This is a genomic window from Mycobacterium sp. TH-M103, from assembly GCF_057473785.1.
Map to the genome: position 1 here is coordinate 1 of NZ_JBYCLG010000164.1, position 4628 is coordinate 4628.

General features: G+C 73.9%; 4 protein-coding genes. All 4 read left to right on the forward strand.

What is annotated here, in order from left to right:
• On the forward strand, window positions 1–1423 hold a 1423-nt coding region (locus tag AC2VOR_RS09215; protein ID WP_486963655.1), incomplete at its 5' end, for a UDP-N-acetylmuramoyl-L-alanyl-D-glutamate--2,6-diaminopimelate ligase.
• Complete coding sequence (locus AC2VOR_RS09220) at window positions 1420–2955, forward strand: UDP-N-acetylmuramoyl-tripeptide--D-alanyl-D-alanine ligase (RefSeq protein ID WP_369738312.1); 1536 nt, start codon at window positions 1420–1422, stop codon at window positions 2953–2955. The genes AC2VOR_RS09215 and AC2VOR_RS09220, both read left to right, overlap by 4 nt.
• Window positions 2952–4031 carry a phospho-N-acetylmuramoyl-pentapeptide-transferase gene (gene mraY, locus AC2VOR_RS09225; protein ID WP_486963656.1) on the forward strand — a complete coding sequence of 360 codons (1080 nt, stop codon included), beginning with the start codon at window positions 2952–2954 and terminating at the stop codon, window positions 4029–4031. The genes AC2VOR_RS09220 and mraY overlap by 4 nt, the downstream gene beginning before the upstream one ends.
• Window positions 4031–4628 (forward strand): Mur ligase family protein (locus tag AC2VOR_RS09230; RefSeq protein WP_486963657.1); only part of this gene is annotated, 598 nt, incomplete at its 3' end. The genes mraY and AC2VOR_RS09230, both read left to right, overlap by 1 nt.

The window sequence follows — 4628 nt, forward strand, 5'->3', positions numbered from 1 at the left end:
GCCGGTCACCGGCGTGACCCTGCGTGCCCAGGACGTGCTGCCCGGCGACCTGTTCGCCGCGCTGCCCGGCACCGCCACCCACGGCGCCCGGTATGCCGGCGAGGCGATCGGCCGCGGTGCCGTCGCGGTGCTCACCGATGCCGCCGGGGTGGCCGAGATCGCCGGAACCGCGACCGTGCCGGTCCTCGTGCACCCCGATCCCCGCCGCGTGCTGGGCGCCCTGGCCGCCACGGTGTACGGAAGGCCCTCCGAGCGGCTGACGGTGGTCGGGATCACCGGCACCTCGGGCAAGACCACCACTACCTACCTGGTCGAATCCGGTCTGCGCGCCGCCGGGCGCGTCGCCGGGCTGATCGGCACCGTGGGCATCCGGGTGGACGGCGCCGACGTCCCCAGCGCGCTGACCACCCCGGAAGCCCCCGCCCTGCAGGCCATGCTCGCCGTGATGGCCGAACGCGGCGTGGACGCGGTGGTCATGGAGGTGTCCAGCCACGCGCTCACGTTGGGCCGGGTGGACGGCACCGGATTCGCGGTGGGCGGGTTCACCAACCTGTCGCGCGACCACCTCGACTTCCACCCGTCCATGGCCGACTACTTCGAGGCCAAGGCGCTGCTGTTCGACCCGGCCTCGCCGCTGCGCGCGCGCCGCGTGGTGGTGTGCATCGACGACGAGGCCGGGCGCGCGATGGCCGAGCGCGCCGGCGATGCGGTCACCGTCAGCGCCGAAGGCCGACCCGCCCTCTGGCGCGCCTCGGCGGTGGCGCCGCTGGGCGCCGGGGGGCAGCAGTTCACCGCGACGGATCCCGCCGGCGTGCACCACGGCGTGGGCATCCGGTTACCGGGTCGCTACAACGTCGCCAATTGCCTTGTCGCGCTGGCGATCCTGGACGCGGTCGGGGTGTCGCCGGAGCAGGCTGCCCCCGGCCTGCTCGAGACCAGGGTGCCCGGGCGGATGGAACAGGTCGACCGCGGCCAGGACTTCCTCGCGCTCGTCGACTACGCCCACAAGCCCGGCGCGCTGCGGGCCGTGCTGGCCAGCCTCCGGCGGCCCGGTGGCCGGCTGGCGGTGGTGTTCGGTGCCGGCGGGGAGCGGGATCCGGGCAAGCGTGCCCCGATGGGCGAGATCGCCGCCGAACTGGCCGATCTGGTCGTCGTCACCGACGACAACCCGCGCGGCGAGGACCCCGCGGCGATCCGTCGCGAGATCCTGGCCGGCACGGCTCGCGGCGCCGCCGAGGTTGTCGAGATCGCCGACCGGCGCGCGGCGATCCGCCACGCCGTCGCGTGGGCACGCGGTGGCGACGTCGTGCTGATCGCCGGCAAGGGACACGAGACCGGGCAACGCGGCGCCGGGCAGACCCGCCCGTTCGACGACCGGGTGGAACTGGCCGCCGCGTTGGAAGCGCCGGGGACGCGGCCATGATCGATCTGACCGTCGCCCGGGTCGCCGAGATCGTCGGCGGCACACTGGCCGACATCTCGCCGCGGGACGCCGCGCAGCTGCGGGTCACCGGCACCGTCGAGTTCGACTCCCGCAAAGTCGGCCCCGGCGGGCTGTTTCTGGCGTTGCCCGGCGCCCGCTCCGACGGGCACGACCACGCGGGCGCGGCGGTGGCCGCGGGAGCGGTCGCGGTGCTGGCGGCCCGCCCGGTCGGCGTCCCCGCCATCGTGGTCGAGCCCCGACAAGACGGGCCAGCAACGGGCTTCGGCGCCTCGGGGGTGCTCGAGCACGACGCCGACGGGTCGGGTGCGGCCGTGCTGGGCGCGCTGGCCAAGCTGGCGCGGGCGGTGGCCGACGAGCTGGTGGCCGGCGGGCTGACGATCGTCGGGATCACCGGGTCGTCGGGCAAGACCTCGACGAAGGACCTGGTGGCCGCCGCGCTGGCGCCGCTGGGCGAGGTGGTCGCCCCGCCCGGGTCGTTCAACAACGAACTCGGTCATCCGTGGACGGTGCTGCGCGCCACCCGGCGCACCGACTTCCTGGTGCTCGAGATGTCGGCGCGACACCCCGGCAACATCGCCGCGCTGGCCGAGATCGCCCCGCCGGCGATCGGCGTGGTCCTCAACGTGGGCACCGCGCACCTGGGCGAGTTCGGTTCCCGGGACGCCATCGCTCGAACGAAATCCGAACTGCCGCAAGCTATTCCGTCGAACGGTGTGGTCGTCCTCAACGCCGATGACCCGGCGGTGGCGGCGATGGCGGGGGTGACCGCGGCCCGGGTGGTCCGGGTGAGCCGCGCCGGGCCGGGCGACGTGTGGGCCGACGGCGTCGCGCTGGACGAGCTGGCCCGGCCGCGCTTCACCCTGCACGCGCGCGGCGCCGAAGCCGAGATCCACCTCGGCGTCTACGGCGAGCACCAGGTCACCAACGCGCTGTGCGCCGCCGCGGTCGCGCTGGAATGCGGTGCCACCGCTGAACAGGTGGCCGAGGCGCTCGCGCACGCGGGGCCGGTGTCGCGGCACCGGATGCAGGTCACCACCCGCGCCGACGGGGTCACCGTGATCGACGACGCCTACAACGCCAACCCCGACTCGATGCGGGCCGGGCTGCAGGCGCTTGCCTGGATCGCCCGCGGCGGCGGGGTCGGTCCCGCCGAGCAGCGCAGGAGTTGGGCGGTGCTGGGGGAGATGGCCGAGCTCGGCGAGGACGCGATAACCGAGCATGATCGCATCGGCAGGCTCGCTGTGCGCTTAGATGTGTCTCGACTCGTCGTCGTGGGAAATGGGAGGTCGATGAGCGCCATGCACCACGGAGCGGTCACGGAAGGTTCCTGGGGCACCGAAGCGGTCAGCGTCCCCGACGGCGACGCCGCCCTGGCCCTGCTGCGGGCCGAGGTGCGGCCCGGTGACGTCGTCCTGGTCAAGGCGTCCAACGCCGCGGGGCTGGGCGCGCTGGCCGACGCCCTGGCCCGGGAGGCGCCAGCGGACGGGCCCTTCGGCGAGGCCCGCCCGTGAGGCAGATCCTTGTCGCCGTCGCGGTCGCGCTGACGGTGTCCATCCTGTTGACCCCGGCGCTCATCCGGCTGTTCACCAAGCAGGGGTTCGGCCACCAGGCCCGCGAGGACGGGCCGCCCAGCCACCACACCAAGAGCGGCACGCCGTCGATGGGCGGGGTGGCGATCGTCGCCGGCATCTGGGCGGGTTACCTGGGCACGCACCTCGCCGGCCTGGCGTTCGACGGGGAAGGGGTGTCCGCCTCGGGCCTGCTGGTGCTCGGGCTGGCCACGGCGCTGGGCGGCGTCGGCTTCCTCGACGACCTGATCAAGATCCGCAGGGCACGCAACCTCGGGCTGAACAAGACCGCCAAGATGCTCGGGCAGATCGCCGCCGCGGTGCTGTTCGGGGTGCTGGTGCTGCAGTTCCACAACGCCAGCGGCCTGACCCCGGCCAGCCCGAACCTGTCCTACGTCCGCGAGATCGCCACCGTCACCCTGGCGCCGGCGCTGTTCGTGCTGTTCTGCGGGATCGTGGTCAGCGCCTGGTCCAACGCGGTCAACTTCACCGACGGCCTGGACGGGCTGGCGGCCGGCAGCATGGCGATGGTCACCGCCGCCTACGTGTTGATCACGTTCTGGCAGTATCGCAACGCCTGCGTCACCGCGCCGGGCCTGGCCTGCTACAACGTCCGCGACCCGCTGGACCTGGCGATCGTGGCCGCCGCCACCGCCGGCGCGTGCATCGGCTTCCTGTGGTGGAACGCCGCGCCCGCCAAGATCTTCATGGGCGACACCGGGTCGCTGGCGCTGGGCGGCATCATCGCGGGGCTCTCGGTCACCAGCCGCACCGAGGTCCTCGCCGTCGTACTGGGCGCGCTGTTCGTGGCCGAGTTCAGCTCCGTCGTGCTGCAGATCCTGGCGTTTCGCACCACCGGGCGCCGGGTGTTCCGGATGGCGCCCTTCCACCACCATTTCGAGTTGGCCGGCTGGGCCGAGACCACGGTGATCATCCGCTTCTGGCTGCTGACCGCGATCACCTGCGGCCTGGGCGTGGCCCTGTTCTACGGCGAGTGGCTGGCCACGATCGGTGCCTGATGAGCGACCTCGAAAAAGCGATGGACCCGCTGGTGCCGGGCGCGCCCGTCCTGGTGGCCGGCGGCGGGGTGACGGGCAGGGCGGCGCTGGCGGCCCTGTCGCGGTTCGGGGTGGCGGTGACGCTGTGCGACGACGACCCGGCAACGCTGCGCGGGTACGCCGAGCGGGGGGTGGCGACCGCCGCCACGACGGCGGCCGCGCAGCGCATCTCCGACTACGCGCTGGTGGTGACCAGCCCCGGCTTCGCGCCCGGGTCGGCGGTGCCGGCCGCCGCGGCGACGGCGGGAGTGCCGATCTGGGGTGACGTGGAGCTGGCGTGGCGGCTCGACGCCGCGGGCCACTACGGGCCGCCGCGCCGCTGGCTCGTCGTGACCGGCACCAACGGCAAGACGACGACGACGTCGATGCTGCACGCCATGCTGACCGCCGGGGGCCGCCGCGCCCTGTTGTGCGGCAACATCGGCAGCCCGGTGCTCGACGTTCTCGACGAGCCCGCCGACCTGCTGGCCGTCGAGCTGTCCAGCTTCCAGCTGCACTGGGCGCCGTCGCTGCGGCCCGAGGCCGGCGTCGTGCTCAACATCGCCGAGGACCACCTCG

Bases quoted from the DNA above. Each gene is read 5' to 3' on its own strand.
- AC2VOR_RS09220 (WP_369738312.1), top strand. From the start codon at position 1,420: ATGATCGATCTGACCGTCGCCCGGGTCGCCGAGATCGTCGGCGGCACA.